This is a genomic window from Rhodococcus sp. IEGM 1241 (assembly GCF_033142365.1).
In the GTDB taxonomy this organism is placed as follows: domain Bacteria; phylum Actinomycetota; class Actinomycetes; order Mycobacteriales; family Mycobacteriaceae; genus Rhodococcus_F; species Rhodococcus_F erythropolis.
The window spans coordinates 464,442-484,455 of record NZ_JAWLSE010000002.1; the positions used below are offsets into that span (position 1 = coordinate 464,442).

General features: G+C 59.8%; 17 protein-coding genes. 3 read left to right on the forward strand and 14 right to left on the reverse strand.

The window, feature by feature from the left end; translation table 11 throughout:
* Positions 1-3: 3 nt before the first annotated feature.
* The 3 genes from R4P70_RS11785 to R4P70_RS11795 all read right to left on the reverse strand — a co-directional run bounded on the left by R4P70_RS11785 (position 4) and on the right by R4P70_RS11795 (position 3,004).
* Positions 4-1,704 (reverse strand): GAF domain-containing protein, encoded by a 1,701-nt coding sequence (locus tag R4P70_RS11785; protein ID WP_046378073.1) that lies wholly within the window; start codon positions 1,702-1,704, stop codon positions 4-6.
* Positions 1,694-2,425, reverse strand: coding sequence for a response regulator transcription factor (locus tag R4P70_RS11790; protein WP_046379799.1), 732 nt, complete (start codon positions 2,423-2,425; stop codon positions 1,694-1,696). The genes R4P70_RS11785 and R4P70_RS11790 overlap by 11 nt, the downstream gene beginning before the upstream one ends.
* A gap of 234 nt (positions 2,426-2,659) precedes the next feature.
* Positions 2,660-3,004: a nitroreductase/quinone reductase family protein gene (locus R4P70_RS11795; protein WP_019747516.1), complete on the reverse strand. Its 345-nt coding sequence runs from the start codon at positions 3,002-3,004 to the stop codon at positions 2,660-2,662.
* Positions 3,005-3,242: 238 nt separating this feature from the next.
* Here R4P70_RS11795 and R4P70_RS11800 point away from each other — a divergent pair, with 238 nt between their 5' ends.
* Positions 3,243-3,464: an RGCVC family protein gene (locus R4P70_RS11800; protein WP_019747515.1), complete on the forward strand. Its 222-nt coding sequence runs from the start codon at positions 3,243-3,245 to the stop codon at positions 3,462-3,464.
* 122 nt (positions 3,465-3,586) lie between these two features.
* Positions 3,587-5,200 (forward strand): amidohydrolase, encoded by a 1,614-nt coding sequence (locus R4P70_RS11805; protein ID WP_029254654.1) that lies wholly within the window; start codon positions 3,587-3,589, stop codon positions 5,198-5,200.
* 23 nt (positions 5,201-5,223) lie between these two features.
* On the opposite strand, the gene R4P70_RS11810 is transcribed toward R4P70_RS11805, so the two are convergent.
* Positions 5,224-5,844 carry a TetR/AcrR family transcriptional regulator gene (locus R4P70_RS11810; RefSeq protein ID WP_029254655.1) on the reverse strand — a complete coding sequence of 207 codons (621 nt, stop codon included), beginning with the start codon at positions 5,842-5,844 and terminating at the stop codon, positions 5,224-5,226.
* Between the two features lie 156 nt (positions 5,845-6,000).
* Here R4P70_RS11810 and R4P70_RS11815 point away from each other — a divergent pair, with 156 nt between their 5' ends.
* Positions 6,001-7,452 carry an APC family permease gene (locus tag R4P70_RS11815; protein ID WP_317830852.1) on the forward strand — a complete coding sequence of 484 codons (1,452 nt, stop codon included), beginning with the start codon at positions 6,001-6,003 and terminating at the stop codon, positions 7,450-7,452.
* 30 nt (positions 7,453-7,482) lie between these two features.
* On the opposite strand, the gene R4P70_RS11820 is transcribed toward R4P70_RS11815, so the two are convergent.
* From R4P70_RS11820 to R4P70_RS11865, 10 genes are all read right to left on the reverse strand, one after another.
* Positions 7,483-8,460, reverse strand: a complete 978-nt coding sequence (locus tag R4P70_RS11820; protein WP_020968685.1) for an ABC transporter substrate-binding protein — start codon at positions 8,458-8,460, stop codon at positions 7,483-7,485.
* Between the two features lie 59 nt (positions 8,461-8,519).
* Positions 8,520-10,130 carry an ABC transporter substrate-binding protein gene (locus R4P70_RS11825; protein ID WP_158024838.1) on the reverse strand — a complete coding sequence of 537 codons (1,611 nt, stop codon included), beginning with the start codon at positions 10,128-10,130 and terminating at the stop codon, positions 8,520-8,522.
* Between the two features lie 14 nt (positions 10,131-10,144).
* Complete coding sequence (locus R4P70_RS11830) at positions 10,145-11,449, reverse strand: NtaA/DmoA family FMN-dependent monooxygenase (RefSeq protein WP_060938292.1); 1,305 nt, start codon at positions 11,447-11,449, stop codon at positions 10,145-10,147.
* Entirely contained in the window at positions 11,446-12,276 is an 831-nt protein-coding gene (locus tag R4P70_RS11835) for a sulfurtransferase (RefSeq protein WP_042950994.1), read from the reverse strand. The genes R4P70_RS11830 and R4P70_RS11835 overlap by 4 nt, the downstream gene beginning before the upstream one ends.
* Positions 12,277-12,337: 61 nt before the next feature.
* Positions 12,338-14,305: an acetyl/propionyl/methylcrotonyl-CoA carboxylase subunit alpha gene (locus tag R4P70_RS11840; RefSeq protein ID WP_317830854.1), complete on the reverse strand. Its 1,968-nt coding sequence runs from the start codon at positions 14,303-14,305 to the stop codon at positions 12,338-12,340.
* Between the two features lie 4 nt (positions 14,306-14,309).
* A complete protein-coding gene (locus R4P70_RS11845; protein ID WP_069146106.1) occupies positions 14,310-15,911 on the reverse strand; it encodes a carboxyl transferase domain-containing protein in 1,602 nt (533 codons plus the stop codon).
* Positions 15,898-17,097: an MFS transporter gene (locus R4P70_RS11850; RefSeq protein WP_080910136.1), complete on the reverse strand. Its 1,200-nt coding sequence runs from the start codon at positions 17,095-17,097 to the stop codon at positions 15,898-15,900. Before R4P70_RS11850 ends, R4P70_RS11845 begins: the two co-directional genes overlap by 14 nt.
* Positions 17,094-18,320, reverse strand: a complete 1,227-nt coding sequence (locus R4P70_RS11855; protein WP_020968692.1) for an aminotransferase class I/II-fold pyridoxal phosphate-dependent enzyme — start codon at positions 18,318-18,320, stop codon at positions 17,094-17,096. Before R4P70_RS11855 ends, R4P70_RS11850 begins: the two co-directional genes overlap by 4 nt.
* A gap of 493 nt (positions 18,321-18,813) precedes the next feature.
* The gene (locus R4P70_RS11860; RefSeq protein WP_317830855.1) at positions 18,814-19,416 is read right to left on the reverse strand and encodes a hypothetical protein; all 603 of its coding nucleotides are present in this window, start codon (positions 19,414-19,416) and stop codon (positions 18,814-18,816) included.
* 23 nt (positions 19,417-19,439) lie between these two features.
* The gene (locus R4P70_RS11865; protein ID WP_317830856.1) at positions 19,440-19,889 is read right to left on the reverse strand and encodes a helix-turn-helix domain-containing protein; all 450 of its coding nucleotides are present in this window, start codon (positions 19,887-19,889) and stop codon (positions 19,440-19,442) included.
* Between the last annotated feature and the right edge of the window lie 125 nt (positions 19,890-20,014).

Genomic DNA, 20,014 nt, shown 5'->3' on the forward strand with positions numbered 1-20,014 from the left:
CGCTCAACCGTGCTGGATTGACAACGGACTTCGCCTGGGGCTCAGCGGAACTCGCCACACCAATTCGGTGACGCCGTTCTCGCTGGTGATGTTGCTCGAGCCGCCGCACTGACGAGCGCGGGTCGCCAGGTTGTCGAGACCGTGGATTCTGGTTGCCTGGTCGATTCCCACACCGTCGTCGACGATGCTGATGACAAGATCTTCCGTTGCCCGGATGGTGACGTCGATGGCGTTGGCATGGGCGTGCCGCAGAGCATTGCTCAACCCTTCGCGCACAACGGCTTCGGCGTGCGGGGCGAGTCGAGCCGGGACGGAACTGTCGATGGTCCCCTCGAAAGTGACGCTGGGAGTGATCGACGAGTGACCGGACAGACCGTTGACGGCGTCGAGTAATCGGCGTCGCAGGCTTGTGGGAGTCGACATCTCACTCGTGTGGAGGTCGAAGACTGCGGTGCGGATTTCGCGGACCGTTCGATCGAGTTGATCAACGGAGTTGTCCAACACCGTGCGAATGGTTTCCTCGTCGCCGGGACGTTGCAATGCCCCCTGCAAACTCAATCCGGTGGCGAACAACTGCTGAATGACGTGGTCGTGAAGATCACGCGCGATTCGGTCTCGATCTTCGAGGACGTCGACCAGTCGCTCTTTTCGTTGCTGTTCGGCGAATTCGACAGTGACAGCGGCGATGTCGGCCATTGCCGTCAGCTGCTCGATCTCATCGACGCCCCACGGACGATCGCTGCGGCGTGACGCGAAGAGGACGCCGCCGCCGAACGAGGTTCCCGACAATGGGAGTGCGACGACGGATTCCTCGCTGGAAACATGCAGTGCCGGAACAGCACTGGCGCTGGGGGCGGAAATCGTTCGCCGGCTGCGGGCAGCTTCGTCGATCACGGTTCCGGAAAGATCGAGAACTGTGCCGTCCGAGACGGTCATCCCGCGAGTCCGGGATTCTGCGACGTGAACACCCGGCCCTTCGCCGAGGTCGTAGCGAACTATGCACACCAGATTGCCGTCGGTGAGACGGCGCGTCGTGCGAACCAGTTCGGCCAGTGTCTCGTCGCGAGATCCTCCACTGAGCAGGCGTGCGTTTACGGCGGCGACGGCCTTGAGCCACGCTTCCCGCGTTTGGGATTCCTCGAACAGACGCGCATTGTCGATGGCGATGCTCGCAGCGTTTGCCAGAATCTGGAGTACGGCCTCGTCACGGTCGTCGAATGCAGTCCGTTCCGAGCTGTCCGCGAGGTAGATGCTGCCGAACACCTCGCCCCTGACGAAGATCGGAACACCGAGAAACGTGTCCATCGGTGGGTGATTGGTTGGAAACCCCGCCGAGGACGGGTGTGAGGCGATTCGGTCGGTTCGAACCGGACAAGGTTCTTGAACGACCAGGCCCAGCAGTCCGTGACCTTCGGGAAGATGCCCGATCTTGGCAACCTGCCCCTGATTCAAACCGGAATGGATGAAGCGCGACAAGCGGCCGTCGGGAGACTTCACGCCGAGCGCACCGTAGTCCGCTTCGAGCACATGTCTTGCGACGTCGACTATCTGTTGCAGCGTTTCGTCGAGTTGGAGGGTGGACCCGACTGTCAATACGGCACTGAGCAGCTTGGGAATTGCAGTCGGGTTGAGGGCAGTCAGCTCTGCGCTTCCGGCGATGTCGCCGAAAAGGCTGAGCATGAGCGCGTCGCGGCTACCTGGCATGGTGTGTGCCTGTAGTGGCGGAGAATGGTGAACCGGACGGCGTCAGTAGGTGTGTGGTCGCCTGTCCCGATGGATCCGGGTAAGCAGTGCCCGCACGAAGCTTGGTCGCCAGAACTGCAGCCTGCGTTCGACGTTCGAGACCCAGTTTTTCGAGGATGCGTGAGACGTAGTTCTTGACTGTTTTCTCCGAGAGTTCCGCGTGCGTGCTGATCTCTCGATTGCTCAGCCCCTTGCCGATCAACTCGAAGATCAACAGTTCCTGATCGGTCAACAGTGCTGCCGCAGTGCCCGACTCCTGCTCGGATCGGATGCGCCGGACCAAACCGACCACCGCCTGAGTGTTCAACAGCGATTTGCCGGTGGCGACCGTATGGATCGCGGATACCAGGTCGTGGCCGCGGATGTTCTTGAGGACGAATCCGCGTGCGCCGGCGATCAGGGCGTCGAGTAGGGCGTCGTCGTCGGAGTACGACGTGAGCATCAACGTGGCCGCTTCCGGGCAGGTCGACGCCAGTTCCCGGCACAGTTCCACACCGTTGCCGTCGGGAAGTCTGACGTCCATGACGACCACGTCGGGTCGGCATTCGGGTATTCCGTCCGAAGCTTCGCGAACACACGACGCCTCGCCCACAACGTTGAGTCCCGATACCTGATTCAACAGGTCTGCCAATCCACGACGGACGATCTCGTGGTCGTCGACCAGATAGATGCCGATCGTCACGGTGGTCACCTCTTCCAGCTCGCGCCTGCCATCGATGTTACCGGACGGTAATGTACTGGCAAGGACGGGTTGTTCGTCAAACGGTCGACAAAAAACCCGCGTCGAACGGTGCGAGACCGAGTGTCGATTGCACAGAGTCAAAGGTCCCGATCGCGACGAGATATGGATCACCGAGGTTCGGCTAGGCGATCAGTGTGAAGTGAATGTGATTGCGCCGGTGCCGTTTCGATCGTTTCAGTCCGTAGGCGCGAGTTCGACCGAAACGTAAACTCCCTTGCCTTTTCGATGTGCGAGGGCTTCGCCAGGACGATCGATACCGTCCAGTTGGAGAACGATGGGGCCTTGTTCCGGATAGAAATTGCGCCACCAGCTTTTCTTGTCCGGCATGGCAACTCCGATCGTCACATGGTCGCCTTTTCTTTTGTAGGACACGGGCGCGCTGAAGGTACGTCCCGATTTGCGGCCGACGTAGGTGATGACGGTCATTGAACGGCCGAGTAATTTGCCCACGATCGGAGCGCCGATCAGTGGTTGGACCACTACGTTGACGGCGGCGGATACACGTTGGAAAGTGTTCACAAGAAGCCCTTTCGCTTCGGATGCTGCACGGATTCGAACGCTGCACGGAAATGGTGCGTGCTGTAGTTCTATCCTGCTCGACGGTGATTGTCGCGTGGCAGAAATTGGTACAAACCGGTGCGCCGAAGCGAGTAGCGTGGGGGTACGTCGAGGGTCATTCGTATATGCGCGGTCAAGCCATGTCGTCCTCGACGCCAACCCGGTCTGTGGTCGAACGGCCGAGAACTGGAGCGCCTGTATGGCGTCGAACCCGTCCGATGTGTCGAATGCACCAGGGCAAGCCGAGTCGACAGACGCGGATCAGAAAACGCCGTCCATCTGCCCTGCGTGTCAGCACAGTATGGAATCCCACGATCCGCTCGGCGTTCGGTTCTGCGCAGTGACAGCCGACCGCGGTCTCGATCGAAAGTGCATCTGCGCTGCCGATCGTGAGGAGATGCAGCACTATTCGCGATACTGAGCTTTCGGGCTGAACAGCGCCGGAGATCCTTCAATTCGCAACGACTGAACCGCTATTGACGGCGGTGCAAACGCGGTCTAGATTAATCGAATCAAATTCGATTAATTGCGGAGGTGCTGGAAGTGGAGGCCGAACTTCTGTTCGTCGGAGGCACGATTCGTACGGGGGATTCGGCCCGCGGTGTCAGTGACGCATTGGCCGTTGCAGGCGGCAGAGTTGTTGCTTTGGGGGATGCGGCCAGGGCGTTGGAGTCGGCCCGTACGGAAGTTGTCGACTTGGCAGGGGGAGCGCTTCTACCGTCGTTCGGCGACGGCCATGTTCACCCGTTGATGGCTGGCCTGGAAATGCGCGGCGCCAAGATTCGTGATTGCGACAGCATCGACGAGGTGGTGCGGGAAGTGCGTCGCTGGGCGGACGCGAATCCGGACGCCGAGTGCATCTTCGGAGAGGGCGTCTCTCCCACTCTGGCGCCGGGCGGACTGTTCGACGCCCACTGGCTCGACGATGTAGTGCGGGACAGGCCGGTCGTCTTGCGCACGATGGACTATCACACCGCGTGGGTCAACAGCGCCGCGCTTCGGAGCGCCGGTCTGACGCGCGATACCCCGGATCCGGTCGGCGGGGAAATTGTGCGAACAGCTGACGGCGAGTTGCTGGGGACGCTGCGTGAATGGGGAGCGATCAACCCGGTACTGGCTCTTCTTCCCGAAGTGACACTTCACGACGGAGTCGATTCGCTTGCTGCGGCATCGAAAATGCTTGCGGCAGCGGGTATCACTTGGGTTCAGGATGCATGGACCGAGTTGGACGATGTCGAGATCTGGTTGGCCACCGCTGAAAGCGGGCGCCTGTCGACGCGAGTGAATCTTGCCTTCCGAGCAACACCTGAGAGCTGGAAAGCCGACCTACCGGCGTTTGTCGAGGCTCGGCAGAAAGTTGCAGAACGGGGCGGTGACACAGTCAGAGCCGAAACGGTGAAATTCTTCGCCGACGGTGTCATCGAGGCGGGCACGGCAGCGCTCCTTGCGCCGTACTCGGACTGCCCGCATTCGCACGGAATCAGTAACTGGACGACGGATGAACTCGGTCGGGTTGCAGCTGAAGTGGACCGGTTGGGCTTTCAGATCCATATCCATGCCATCGGTGATGCAGGTGTACGCATGGCGCTCGACGCGATCGAATACGTCGATCGCTGTAATGGCCCGCGTGATCGGCGCGCCACGATCGCGCATCTGCAATTGGTTGACGGCGACGACCTCGACCGGTTCGAATCATTGGGCGTGATTGCCAATTTCCAGCCGCTCTGGGCTCAGCTCGATCCTCTGATGACGGAACTGACCATTCCGCGTATCGGCGTCGACCGCGGTGAGCTGCAATATCGCATCGGAAGTCTCGCCGAGCGAGGCGCGCGAGTGGCATTCGGCAGCGATTGGCCCATCACGGCCCACGAACCGATCAAGGGAATTGCCACCGCAATTCACCGCCAGACGTCTGCAGGAGTTCCGAGCGAAGGATGGCTGCCTCGTGAACGCGTCGGCCTCGACTGGGCCCTCGCGACATATTCGGCCGGTATCGCCTATCAAGGGTTCGAAGAGAACTCGTGGGGTCGCCTCCTTCCGGGCATGCGAGCCGACATGATCCAGCTGCCCGTCGATCCCCGCCACCTTGCTTCGTCCAAGGAGCTCAGTGACCTGGTCGTGTCCCGAACCTGGTTGGCGGGTAAGCGCGTTCATTGACCTCCCGGCCGGATTCGCGACGGCTACTCGTGCACCTCATGTAAGAGGCGTCGAAAACCTGAAAGCAATGCCGTCCAGCCGAGTTCGAAGGCTTGCTCGGCCCTGGCCGGTCCCCTCGGTGCCGCGGCAAGTGCCCGAGTCAGGGCGTCGTCGGGTGTTGTCGCGTCCGCTTCGATCATGACCTCCGGTGCGGCCGCATCCAGTGCCGCTCCGAGCAGAAAATTCTCCGATGCAGTGATGACGGCCAAGATGTGGTCGTCCGGGAATCCCGCCTCGCACAGACCCGCAGCGGGAGCGCGGTACACCGACAGTGACGTGGGGTCGCGCACCGTCTCCGTGGCGAGGAGGCGGATGGAAGTGGGGTGGCGACTGAACGCGGCTCGATACGACCTCGCCCACTCGGAGAACGCTTCGTCCCATGGCAAGCGCTCAAACGACGACCCGTCGATTTCACGTACGACGCGATCACGAACCAGGTCTACGACCGCGGCGCGGCCCTTGGCGTGGTGATAGATCGACGAGACTTGAACATTCAGGTGTTTCGCCAGGTCAGGCATCGTGAAGTCGCCGTCGCGGTCGACTAGTTCCAGTGCAGCCTTTGCGATCCGTTCGCGGTCCAGGCGTGCGATACGAGGTCTACCCACGGTCCCACCTCTCTAATCGAAGTTGATTCGATTATGCCCTTGTGGCGCCGGTCACAAGGATCTATCATAATCGAAACTGATTCGATTAATCCGGTCGGTGATTCCCGTTCGTGTTTTCTCCTCGTCATGCCCCTTCCTTCACTGGAGAAGTGCCTCATGAAGAAATCTGAAACCTCGCCCACCGTGCAGCTGCAAGGAGGCGTCCTGGGCACTGCCGGGATCGTCTTCTTCGTCGTGGCCGCCGCGGCTCCATTGCTGGTGATGGCAGGGGTCGCGCCGCTGGCCTTGAACATTGCAGGCATCGGGGCTCCGGGCGGATACATCTTGGCGGGGCTCGCGTTGGGAGTGTTCGCAATCGGTTTCACTGCGATGAGCAAGTACATCCACAATGCAGGCGCCTTCTACGCCTACATTTCAGTTGGACTCGGGCCTCGCTGGGGGCTCGCCGCAGCAGTACTCGCGTTGGTGTCCTACAACGCTCTCGAGATCGGAATCTTCGGGGCTCTAGGATATTTCGCCCAAACCACTATGGCGGACCTGGTCGGGGTAGATCTGCCGTGGGGATTGTGGTCGCTGTTGGGTGTTGGATTGGTGTGGTTCCTCGGATCTCGATCGGTACACCTCGGGGCGCGATTTTTGATCCTTTTGCTGACCGCGGAGACAGGGATTCTGGTTCTGCTCGCAGGAGCGGTCCTCTTTCAAGGCGGAGCCGTCGGAATCGATGTCGAATCCTTTGCTCCTTCCAATGTTTTCAGTCCAGGCCTCGGCGGGGTGTTGACTCTGGCCTTCGCTGCGTTCATCGGATTCGAAGCCACCGCCCTGTATCGGGAGGAAGCTAAAGATCCCGCTCGGACGGTTCCGCGGGCAACGTACATTGCCGTCGCGTTCCTCGGACTCTTCTACGCATTCATGGTGTGGATCATCATTCAGGCGTACGGCCCGGATCAGGCTCTCGCGCTTGCTGCTTCCGATCCCGCCGGCATGTACTTCAACGCGATCGAGCAGTACGTCGGCGGTTGGGCGAGCACCTTGATGGAACTGTTGATCATCACGAGCATTTTCGCCAGTCTGCTCGCGTTCCACAACGCGATCACCCGCTACGTCTTTGCGCTCTCGCGTGAACGCGTGCTGCCCCGAGCGTTGGGCAAACTACATCCGGTCTACAAGTCGCCCTACGTTGCCAGCGCAGTCCAGAGTTTCCTCGCGATGGTGGTGATCGTCGTGTTCGTGATCATCGGCGCAGACCCGTACCTCGAACTCCTGCTGTGGGTGAACTCGCCAGGCATTGTCGGCATCGTCGTGCTTCAGGTCATGGCGGCCGCGGCTGTCATCGCATTCTTCTGGAAAGATCGCCGTGGGCATTCGGTGTGGAGAGTCTTGATCGCGCCCGCATCCGCTCTCCTGATGTTGGTCTACGCAACGTATTTGATCGTTGATCAGATGGAGCTGATCACTGCCGCCGGCACGGCAGTGAACGTGGTGCTCGTTGCCGTCACACCGGTCAGCTTGGCTGTCGGCTGGCTACTCGGCTCCCGACTCGAACGACGTGACCCGGCGCAGTTCGCACGGCTGGGAACTACCGACGTCGATGCCGGTCCTTCGGCCTGACTCGGCTTTTACTCCACCAGTGGTGTTCTCCTATTTGTTCGTCTTCGGGAGGCCAGGGGGATTGACCAGCGACTTGTCGACTGCCTCGTTGGTGATCTTCCACCGCTCGAGAACTTGCTCGTATGTGCCGTTTTCGATGAGATGATCTATCGCTTCGCTGATCGGTTGTACCAAGCCGTTGTCTTTCTTGACCAGTACACCGATCTGGCCCAACGCGGCCTCACCGGCCCCGGAGAACTGACCGATCACTTCGTTCTCGCCAGTCTGTGCAGCGTGAAACTGCGATGACGGGTTGGGGCCGAAGTAAGCATCGATTCGACCGGAAGACAGCGGCAGGTAGTAGTCAGTGGTCTTCTGGTATACGGTGATTTCAGCGGGAGCACGCCCGGCCGCGACGTTGTCCTCGTTCCACTTCACAAGCAATGCCTCCTGATTGGTGGCAGCGCCGACTCCGATCTTCAGTCCGGCGATGTCTTCCGGCTTCTCGAGTGAGAGATTCTTGTCCTTTCTGACTTCGAATGCGAGAGTATCGAGGCGGTACGTCGCGAAGTCGTACTTCTCTTTACGCTCTTCGGTGACCGTCACGTTGGAGATGAACGCATCTGCATCTCCCGAATCGATCCGCACTGAATTCTGGGCCCAATCCGCGACCTGAAGGTCGATTTTCAACCCGAGCACCTCTGCAATCAAATACGCGAAGTCGGTCTCGGAACCGATGACCGTCTTGTCGTCGTCGGCATAGAAGCGCAACGGCGGCGCGGTTCCAGCGTTGCCGGTGATTCGGATCGTGCCTCGGTCGCGGAACTCCTGAGGGACCTTCGCTGCGATCGAATCAACCTTGTCGGTACTGATGCGGTTCTGCTCGGCCGACAAGTTGATACCGGATGTTGTTGCACCGGAATGTTGCTCGGTCGATTCTTCATCTGGGCTTCCGCAAGCGGTGCCAAGGAGGGCAACTGTGGCCAGGGCAGAGATCAGAAGCGTCGCGGTGCGAGGACGGGTGAACATCGGGTTCCTTCCGAGAAAAGGGTTTGTCGAAGCAGGTTGTCGAGTTGAGGAAGTGTGAACTAGCTCTTCCACGCATCCACGAAGTCCACCGAGTAGAGATCGGCTTGGATGCGCAGGTCGTGAACCGCGGGAGTCGTCGCGTAGATCAACGAAGAGGCGTGCAACGGGATCGCCAGTGCCTGATCGGCAATCAGCTCCTGAATCTCCTTCAACACTTCGTTTCTCGCATCGATGTCAACGGTCTGAGATTGTTTGACCAGCAACGCATTCAGCTCGGGAGTCGAGGCGATGCCTTTGGTCGAGCCGAGAGTGGGACTGAACACCAGCAGTACGTCACCGTCGGCGCGCAAGCTCTGGAAGTAGATCGATTCCCACGTGCCGTCGGTTCTCGCGGCGTTGTCCTCGGCAGTCGAGCGAGGTTGCAAGTTCACCGTGACTCCGATGTCGCGCAGCTGAGATTGGATCAGTTCGAACTGCGATTGTGGGAGGTGGTTGCGGTAGGCCAATTCAACGGTCAGTTTCTCACCATCCTTGGTTCGGAATCCGTCACCGCCGACTGTCCATCCACTGGCGTCCAGCAGTGACTTCGCACCCGACGGATCATAGGTGTACTCGGACGAGAGATCGGTGTAGCCGGGCGCTTTCACAGACAGGATGCTGCGTGCTTTCTCGTCACTCGGTGTGTAGGTGGTATCGATGATCTGTTGGGTATCGATGCCCTTCACCAAAGCACGCCGCACGTTCAGGTCCGCAAGTACCGGCGCGAACGTGGGGTTGAGCAAGAGCGAGTCGTTGATGCCGGCAGCAATGGACGGGATGACAGTGAGTCCGGCGCTTTGTGCGCGGTCGACGTCTGTGCTCGGAATGTCGATCGCGGCGTCCAGTTGTCCTGACGTCAAACCGCCGATTCGCACCGAGGATTCGGGGACCACCAAAAAGGTGATCGAATCCAGATATGCCTCTCCCTTGTTCTTGTTGAGTGAGGATCCCCAGTGGTACCCGTCCCGGCGGGCGAGTACGACCTTCGCGTTGGTCTCCAGTTCTTTCTGTACGAACGGACCTGAAGCGATAACGCCCTGGGCGCAGCGTTCTTCGGGCGTCTTCTTCAAGGATTCCGGTGCGATGATGGCGAGCGTGTCGGAGCGGGCGGATTGAAGGAATCCTGCCGATGGTTCCGAGAAATCGAGTGCGACAGTCGAGGGGTCGAGTACCTCGGCCCCGATGAAGGTCGCGAGATGAGATTTCGCAGTGGTTGCGAAGCCGCTGTCTCCCAGTCTTTTCTGGCTCTCGAAGTTATCTGCCACGACCTGTGCATCCAGACGTTCGCCGTTGCTGAAGGTAACTCCGTCCTGGAGAGTGAAGACGAATCGTCGACCGTCGTTCTGGACCTCCCAGGACGTCGCCAACCAAGGCACGATCTCCCCGGTGTCGAGATTCTGGTCGACGAGTTTGTCGTAGAGGGGATGGAACGCCGTGGCGGTTTGACCGTTCAGGGTCTTGTCGATGCACGGTGGAAACGTATTGATGGCAAAGGTCAGATCGCCCCCGGACGCGGGCTCGGAGTCCGCGCTGGCAGTTGGTGTTGCAGTGCTGCAACCAGCCGCAACTGCAAGCGTCGACGCCAGGATGGCGACTCGGATCGGTGTGGATGAAAGCCGCGACGTCGTCATGGACTGAGTTCCGTTCATCGTGTGGAAGTGCGAGTGGAATCGAAGATGTTGGACCGCAAGGTCGTTCCGGTGTATTCGCGCCGGAACACGCCCCGATCTTGCAGAAGTGGCACAACGGAACTGGCGAAGTCGTCGAGCCCCCTGGGGAAGTGGGTAGCCGTCAGGATGAAACCGTCAGCTGCTCCCGATTCGAAGAGATGGGTCAACTCGTCCGCTATCTCTTGCGGCGAGCCGACAATCTCGGGAGTGAGATCGTTACGCGCGAACAACTGTGCGGCTTCGGCGATAGTGAGATCCTGGGCGTCGATCAGCCGCGCCAGACGACGCGACGGACCTTTTCCCTGATCGACGACGTCGTTGATCGGAGTTGTCGGATCGAACTGCGACAGATCGAGTCCGGCGGAGTGGGAGACCCACTCGATTGCTGCATCCGGATGGATCAGGGATCGCAGATACTCCTGCCGTTCCTTCGCGATGCTCGTCGTCTCGCCGACTATCGGTTGCACGGCGGCGACGAGGCGCACCGAATCGGGGTCGCGTCCAGCCTCTTCCGCGTAGCCGCGAATTGCCTGGCGCTTCGCTCGAAGATCTTCCTCCAACGGGTCGATCGCAAAGACCAGATCTGCCCACCGCCCACCGAACTCGCGCCCTCGCGCCGATTCACCTGCCTGGATGAAGACCGGGCGGCCCTGAGGTGATTGTGGCAAGGTGAGTGGACCCTGCACCGACAAGTATTTGCCCTTGTAGTCGGCCGCGTGAATCTTGCTTGTGTCTGCGTAGATTCCGCTGTCGCGATCGGCCAATACGGCGTCGCCGTCCCACGATGACCAGAGTGCGGTGGTCGCTTCGAGAACCTCGTCGCCGCGCTCGTACAGTTCTTCTCTCGGAAGCCGATCGACTTCGGGAAAGTTGTCGTTTGCCGGACCGGGCGCCGTCATCACGATGTTCCAGGCCGCGCGCCCACCGCTGAGTATGTCGAGGCTGCCCAGAGTTCTCGCCAGGTTGTACGGGCTGTTGAAGCTTGCCGAAAGGGTTACGCCGAGACCGATACGATTTGTTACGCCGGCTACCACTGCAGCCAACTGCGTCGGATCATGTTGAAAGCCGGTCAGCAGACCGTATTTGGTGTGGCCGTCGACGTAGTGCACACGCTCAGGTATCAATATCAGGTCGAATTTCGCTCGTTCCGCGGCTTGCGCGTATCGCTCGTAGAGCGCTCTGTCCTCGAAGGCATTCTCCGAGTAAGAATGTCGCCACATTCCGGCACTGTGCATACTCGGAAACACCATGTAGGCGCCGAGGATCATCTGTCGTGTCATCGCTGGTCCGGATTCCTTGGTGTGTGATGGATGTCAGTGGAGACGGGTCGTTCGGGGTCGGCGCTCCACCCCGACCACGACGCGACGTAGACCGCGGAGCTGATGCCGACCGCTGCAAGCGCCAGTGCGTTGTGCGACGCGGCAACTCCGCCGCCGCAATAGGACACGACGGTGCCACCACGCTCTATTCCGAACTGGTGGAAGTATTCTCGTAACTCGCGGTCGGGAAGTAGGAATCCGTTGTCGTCGAGTAGGTCAGTTGCCGGCGCTGAGATAGATCCGGGGATGTGGCCGGCGCGGAAACTGCTCGATCCTCGGGCGTCGAGCAATCTGCCGGCCGATGCCGCGCGCAGGGCGCCTTCTGCGTCGGCGAGTGTCGTGCTAGCGGTGGAAGGTGGTACGGGCATCGAATCGTTTGTCGATATGGGTTTTCGGGATGAAGCCCATGCGGACGATCCGCCGTCCAAGTACCGCACTGAACGTCCCGCCCAGCGAAGCGTGAACCACGCGCGGGCCGCAAGCAGGGGGCTGTCCGAACTGTAGACCACGATGTGAGCATCGGCGGATACTTTCAGATCGTTCAGTGTTCTTCCGAATGCGTCGAGATCTGGCAGTGGTCGATTCCCTTCAGTCCCGCCGCCACTGCTTTGAAAGTCGTTGATCGACAATGTGATGGACTGCGGCGCAGTAATGATTCCGGCTCCGCCCTCGCTGTTGTCTCGTACCACGTTGACGACGACGAGCGTCCGATCGGAACGAAGGAGTTCGCGGAGTTCGGTTGCGGAAACAATGACTGCGCGACGCTCGATTCCCCCTGCTTCTGGCATGAAAGATATTGTGTAACAATTGCTTCAGTCAAGAAAGAGATAAGATCGTGGCAATCTTTACTCATGGCGCCACGGCTGCCAGCACTTGTCCGGCATCGATGACATCTCCCACCGCTACTGTCACCGCCGAGACGATTCCGGGTGAGGAAGCACGAAGGGCAGTCTCCATCTTCATTGCTTCTACGACCGCGACGACATCACCTTCCGACACCCGCGTTCCAGTCTGCAGCACTGCCAGCACGGTTCCCGGCATCTTCGATGTGATCTCTCCGTCGCTGAGATCGGAATCCTTTGCTGTATAGACTTTCTCGATCACCTTCACGGTCCAGCCACCAACGCACACCCATGTACCGGTGCCGACTCCGAGGCGTCCAGCGGTGGTTGTCAAACCATCGGCGACCAGGCTGAGTGTCACTTCGTCGGTTCCGCCCCTGACGACCACCGAAATGTTCCGGCCGTCGGCGGTGACAATCCAGTGGTTGCTTCGTTGTGAGATGACCGTGGTCGGCACGACGCGGCCGTCGGCAATGAGTTCGCGTCCGATCGGGTCGGATCCCACCTTGCGCAATGTCTCTCGATGTAGTCCGTGGGGGCCGGTCCATGACGACCCGGTGACCGGCGATTGTTCCTCGACGGAAGTCCACACCATCGCAACAGCAGCGGCGGTGGCCTGGAGCTCTGCAGAATCCGGGATCAACCGAGTGAGGTGCTCGTCGACGAAGGAAGTGTGAATGTCATCCGCGCGCACAGCCTGTGTCGCCAAGAGAAGTCGGAGGAAACCGATATTCGAGGTTCCACCGAAGTAACTGGAGTCGGCCAAAGCTCGGTCCAATGATTCCAGTGCGGTTGACCGCGTCGGACCGCTTGCTATGACCTTTGCGATCATCGGATCGTAGAACGGCGCAATGCTGCCGACACCCTCGAAAGCACTGTCGATGCGAACCGTCGACGGCCAGGTTACGTCCACGGAATGTGAAGGTGCGGGCCGAAATCCGTTCGACGGATCCTCGGCGTAGATTCTGGCTTGCACCGCGAAACCCCGCAGCGCGATATCGCGCTGCCGTAACGGCAAACGGGCGCCGAGGGCGATGTCGAGTTGCAGTTCGACGAGATCGACGCCGGTCACTTCCTCGGTGACCGTGTGTTCGACTTGCAGGCGCGTGTTGACTTCGAGGAAGTAGTAGCGGTTTTCGGCGTCAACCAGAAATTCGACGGTTGCCGCATTCACGTAGCCGACGCCTCCGAGTAGTCGCAGAGCGTCGTGCTGCATGGCTCCCAGGACCGATTCGGGGACAGAACTTGCCGGTGCCTGCTCGATGATCTTCTGGTTGCGACGCTGTAGGGAGCATTCACGGGTGAAGAAGTGAACTCCTGTACCGAAGGAATCGAAGAGGACCTGAACTTCGATGTGACGCGGACGCTCCACCAGCGATTCGATCATCAGGTCGCCGCGGCCGAAGTTCCTTTCGTTCAAACCGATTGCAGAGGTGATGACCTCTCGTGCGTCATCACCCGGATGTAGTCGAACCATCCCCTTGCCGCCGCCCCCGAACACCGGTTTCAGCAGCACCGGCACGTCGAGAGATCGAACGTGACCGAGGACGGTATCGGGATCGGCGCTTGCCTCGCCCCACGCGGTGAGAGTCGGGATGCCGGCGTCAGCGGCGGCCTTCTTCGCTCTTGCCTTGTCTCCGAGTAGAGCGATGGATTCAGCGGCCGGACCGACGAATGTCAGACCTGCAGCGACGACGGCTTCAGCGAAATCGGAGTCTTCGGAGAGGAATCCGTAACCCGGGTGCACGGCATCGCAATCCGCGGCCAGCGCGGCCGCAATGATTTGATCCGAATTGGTGTAGGACTCCGAGGGGATGTCTCCGTCCAGAAGCACGGTGTGATCGGCGAGGCGATGCCACTGTGCGTGTGAATCGACTGGGGAGGAGATCGTCACTACCGACATGCCGAGACGACGGGCCGTGCGCGCGATGCGCGTGACGATTTCACCCCGATTGGCGATGAGAAGTCGAGTCATGTTCTCACATCCTGAAGACGCCGAAGCGCGTAGTTCCGTGATTGCGGGGAAGCATGGACAGCGCGAGTGAAACCCAGGATCGCGTGTCGACCGGGTCGACGATCGCGTCCACCCACAGCCTGGATGCGACGTACACCGACTCGCCCTGCCGGTCGTAACCTTCGCGTATCGGCCGTTTGATTTCCTCGATTTCCTCTTCCGTGAGCGGAGTTCCGCGTGTGCGCGCAGATTCGATCTTCATCAATGCCATCACCGACGCTGCTTGCTCGGAACCGACCACGGTGGTCTTCGCGTTCGGCCACACGGCCATGAAGTCAGGACCTATCGAGCGTCCGCACATCGCGAGGTTTCCCGCCCCGTAGCTTCCGCCGATGACGATGCTGAGCTTGGGAACCCTGGCGCAGGCAACGGCATTGACCAGTTTCGCTCCGTGTTTGGCGATACCTTCCGCTTCGTACTGCTTCCCGACCATGAATCCGTTGACGTTGTGCAGGAACAACAATGGGATGTCTCGTTGTGAGCACAGTTCGACGAAGTTCGCGGCCTTGAGGGAGTCCTCCGAAAAGAGCACACCGTCGTTCATGATGACCCCGACGGTGTACCCCTCGATGTGGCCGGTCCCGCAGACGATGGTTCGGCCGTAATTCGCTCGGTACTCGACTAATTCGCTGGCATCGAGCAGGTGGGCCAGAACGTCGCGCGCGACGATCGGGGTTTTCGAGGAAGCCGGGATCACCGTGTCGAGCGATTCGGGGGAGTGAAGAGGTGGTCGCGGAGATCGTGACGGCGCCCTTACCTCCCGTCGATCACCGCGGGCGACGATGTCGGCGATCATGCTCAGAGCCTCGATGTCGTCGTTGGCGATGTGATCGACGACGCCGCTGATCACCCCGTGCACGTCGGCGCCGCCGAGCTCTTGCGGTTCGACGTCGACACCGGTTGCAGCCTTGACCAACTGAGGGCCGCCCAGATAGACGGTGCCGGTACCGCGGACGATGACGGTCTCGTCGCACATCGCTGGGATGTATGCACCTCCAGCCGTGCAGGAACCCATGACCGCTGCGATCTGAACGATGCCGTCCGCCGACATTTCGGCGATGTTCTTGAACATCTCGCCGAAATGGTGCTCGTCGGGGAAGATCTCGTCCTGCATCGGAAGGAAAACACCTCCGGAATCGACGAGATAGACACACGGCAGCCTCAGCCGACGAGCGACGGATTGCAATCGCAGTTGCTTCTTGACGGTCAGCGGGTAGTAGGTGCCGCCCTTGACGGTGGCGTCGTTCGCGAAGATGGCGCAGAGTGAGCCGCGGATGAGCCCTACGCCCGTGACCAGACCAGCCGACGGGAGTTGCTCGTCGTACACCTCGAATCCGGCCAGTTGTCCGATCTCGAAGAACGGGGACTGCACGTCGAGAAGAGCATCGATGCGTTCGCGAGCGGGCAATTTGCCGCGAGCCCGGTGCTTGGCGACCGACCGCTCGGGTGCCCCGTGAACGGACAAGTGTTGCGCGTCCGCAACTCGCTCGCGAATTTGCTTGTATGCCAGTAAGTTTTGCTCGCGGGTGCCGGGGTCGAGTTGTGCGGTGCGTTCAATGACGGGCATGGGACGTACCTACTGTCGGTTCGGAGGAAGCTGTGCGGAGGGAGAATACGAGCGCAGTCGCTGCTGCAGTGATCAGTGCGACGATTGCCGACCACACGCGTTCATCGGATGCGAGAGGTCCGACTACAGAGGCGATGCCGGCAATCCCCTGCTGTACGAGTCCGCAGTACGCGACGGCGATGGCTCCGCCTTCAGCAAAATGCGTCACTGCTGATGCTGCCGAGTTCGGGAAGAGAAGTGATTGCCCAAATGTCAGTGCGATGTATCCGAGCAGGAAGACCGCGAGCAACGGCGTGGAACCGAGTGGGGGATACCAGCAGAGCATGAGGACGAGGCCGGCAAGCAGCATGCACAGCGCACCTCGACGCATCAACTTCTCTGAACCGACGGTTGTGGCCCTTCGATTGACGTAAAGCGCGCCGCTGAAGTAGGCGGTTCCGTAGAGGATACCGAAGGCTCCGAATGCCCACGGTTGCAAGTCGAATCGATCGCTGAACAGGAAGGGGCTCGATTGCTGCACAAGGACTATCGCGCCGAAACCCAGGCCCCCCGCAATGGCTGGTTTGTAGAACTGCGGTGTCAGGACTATGGCATTCCACCGAACAACGCGTTCGTTGTTGTCGCGGACTGTGGTGTTCTCGGTCCTCAGTGCCACCGCAGCGAGTGCTGCTCCGAGTACTCCGAGCACGCCGAAGCCGGTTCGCCACGAGGTGAACGACGCGAGAGCGCCGCCGATCAGTTGGCCACCGCCCAGTGCCACCACAAATGCCATCGACAACAGCGACAATCGACTAGCCAACTCCGAACCGGTGAACTTGTCCTTCACCATCATTCGCACGATGATGGCCGCACCCCCTGCTCCGATGCCTTGAACGATCCGGCCGATCAGTAGTACGGCGGCGCTCTGGACCAAAGCCAATGCAACGCAGGCAATCACGAACAGTATTAAGCTGGACAACAGTGCCGTCCTGCGTCCGAGTCGATCTGCCAACCGCCCCCACACGACCACCGGAAGTGCGGCACTGATCACGAAGAGTGTCACAGACCACTTCACCACGGAATCTTCGATGCCCAGATCCGTCGCGATCTTCGGCAGTGAAGGGAGGTAGATGGTCGTGGCCATTTGTGCTGTCAACACGACGGCACAAGCCAGAGGTGTCACTGCGACAGTGCGGTCGTCGCTCATTCCGTGACTCTTCGTAGGACGTCGGCGAAGCGCTCGATCGTTGCATGTGGAAGGTCCGCCCGAAGCATCAGTCTCAGCCCGGCTTTGCCCCGGCCGATGACAGGGAAGAAGACCGCCGATGTGTAGAAACCGCTAGCCAGCAGTTTCTGTGCTGCGGTGATGGTTTGTTCTTCCTCGTGGAGCGTGACGAAGCGGATCGGGAGTCCATCGCCCGATGCCGGCGTGTCGACGAGCGAATCGAACAGTTCGACAACCGTGCGGAGTTGCCGCTGCCGCTTGTCGACCTCTCCGCTGCGGTGGAGCTCCACGGACGCCGCAATAGCACCCAGCCCGGCTACGTTCACACGCTGCGACCACGTCAACGGGCCGCCGTAGCGAAGTGCGAGATCACGATTTCGGCTGCCCCCGTTCCGACCGAGTGCGATCGCGCCGCCGGAAGCACCGAATCCCTTGTTCAGTGATGTCAGCAAGAATGTTCGATCATTGAGGCTGCCGATGAGATCCAGGACCGCGCCACGCCCGTTGTGTCCGATGACCGAGGTGCTGTGCGCCTCGTCGAGAACGAGAATCAGTCCGTATTTGGCCTGTAATGCAAACAGTTCGTTCAGCGGCGCCTTCCCGCCTGTGCTGTAGACGGTGTCCGCCACGTATGCCACCTGAGAATTTGTTCGGCAAAGACTTTCGAGTTCATCGACGTCGTCGTGCCGAATGGTCACGATCGTCGTTTCGTCGGCGACGCTCGCCTTCATGGCATTGAGGCAGAAGTGTGCGTTCTTGTCGAACACCATGAGGGGAGGTTCACCGCCGGTGAGCAACCCGGACGCAACGAGGGGGAGCAAACTCCACGCAGCGTTTGCGGCGGATCCGAGGGTGAGCACATGTGCGTCAAGCAGTTCGCTCAACGCGGCCTCTGTGTCGTCGAGAAGGCTGGAGTGGACTCTCATCCGCGAGATGGAACTGTTCAACGTTCGTTCGCGCTCGAGAGCGGCGATCGCACCCGAACGAATTCGGTCGTCGGTGTCGAGCCCCAGATACGAGTACGTGGAGAAGTTCTCGAATTCGTATCCTTGGATCGTCCGGTGTTCGAAACCTGCGACGCGATCGGCGGTGATATCGGCCAGACCCTCACTGACTGCGCGATCCCAGAATGGGTTGCTCAAATCAGCAGCACGCCTGAGGTTGGAGTACAGATTCCTATCTTTCAAGCTCTCGGCAACCGTCATTTCGCGGCTGGTCCCTTCACTGGATTCGATAGCGGAATTACTGCGTTGATGCACTGAGATGCATCATCGTCAGTTGACATCGCTCATTGAGAACGAAAGACAATTCGATGTCAAGCATTACGGAATCGAGACGCCGAGAAAAAGGAAGAAACCCTATGGTTTGGAACTAGTTGAATCTGTAACTTAAGGCGTTGTTGCAGTTCAATGACGGTGATGATTTATCACGATTTCCCGTGATAAATCGGATAATGCCGTGAGTCACAGACTTGTGTGCACTTCCGCGTGATGTTCGAAGAACATTATGATCCGCATGCGTCAAAGGGTTGGCACGGAAGCGATAAGGCTTCTGTCTCATATTTTTCGAGGATCTCGTGGAGGTTCGGCAATCAGGCGATCCTGTATCTGGAATCGATTTTCTTCTTAATGAATTTCAAAACGTGTTAGGTCCGCTTATCGAATTCTTTACTCGGAGGATGGATGATCCGGCAATGATTCATCCTCGTCGCGACCACTTGCCGCGCAGAAGCATCAGTGCGGTAAGGGTGAGGCCCCATCCGATCGTGGACAGTGCGACGCCCACGCCTGCCTGTCCGGTGACATCAGTACTGGCGTCGATACTGAATGCTGTGGTGAATCCCGCAGCCGTGCCGGCAGCTGCAGTCAGGCCGCCTGCCTCCATCCATCGCGACCGATGCGCGGAAACGAAACACGCGAGGATCACCGTTAATCCGCAGGCAAACACCTGCCAGGGAGGAAACTGCGTCGGGGCAGGCAGGCCGGGGCCGCGGAATCCGCCTTTGTAGTCGGCTGACCAGCTGAGCCAGCCCACACAAGACAGAAAGCCCAGTGCAAAGGCCAACAGACCGGTGCGCCACAGTCCGAGTGGGCCCGATCCCGTGCGCCCGGCGTCGAGGGCGGTCGTGGAGTGCTCCACGCCAGTTCGTTCCGAACGCCAGATTGTCCAGATGATGCTCGCGCCGATAGCTGTGGGCACGCCGACGAAGATGAATGCAATCCAGAGAAACTGCGGCCAGGAAAACTCGAGATCGACAGTCATGATCGGAGTATGCGCGAACTTCGAATCCTGTGCGCCCATCTACCGATCTGGCGAGTTGCGGGTCAACCTTCCTCGATCTTCTCCACATGTGTACTTGCCGGGTCCAGGTCGATATTCCGTGCGTTGATCAGTCGAAGCCTGGGCACCGGATCGCCCGTGGTGTCGTCGATCAAGATCGAGTGTGGCTCACCGTCATCGAAGGCGTGGCGCTCTCCCCATTGCCGCAGGCTCGTGATCACGATGAACAGATCCATACCGCGTCCGGTCAGGATGTACTCGTTGCGGGTCCCTTGTTCGTTCGGTCGGACTTCGAAAATTCCTTGCTCGACAAGGGTTTTCAGCCTGTCCGTCAAGATATTCTTTGCGATGCCCAGGTTTCGCTGAAACTGACTGAATCTCGACGACCCGTCGAAGGCGTCTCGCACGATCAACAGCGACCATCTGTCGCCGATGATGTCGGCCGCTCGGGCTGTCGGGCAGTGCGGGTCCGTCCATTGTGTGCGATCAGGCATCGGGTTCCTCATTGGTTGCGTTTTGAAACTGTATTGACGTAGTCTTCAAATGGTATCAAAACGCAACCAAATTGAGGTGGAAGTGACTGCACGTCATACTGTCGAGAGCGCACGGGACAAGTTCA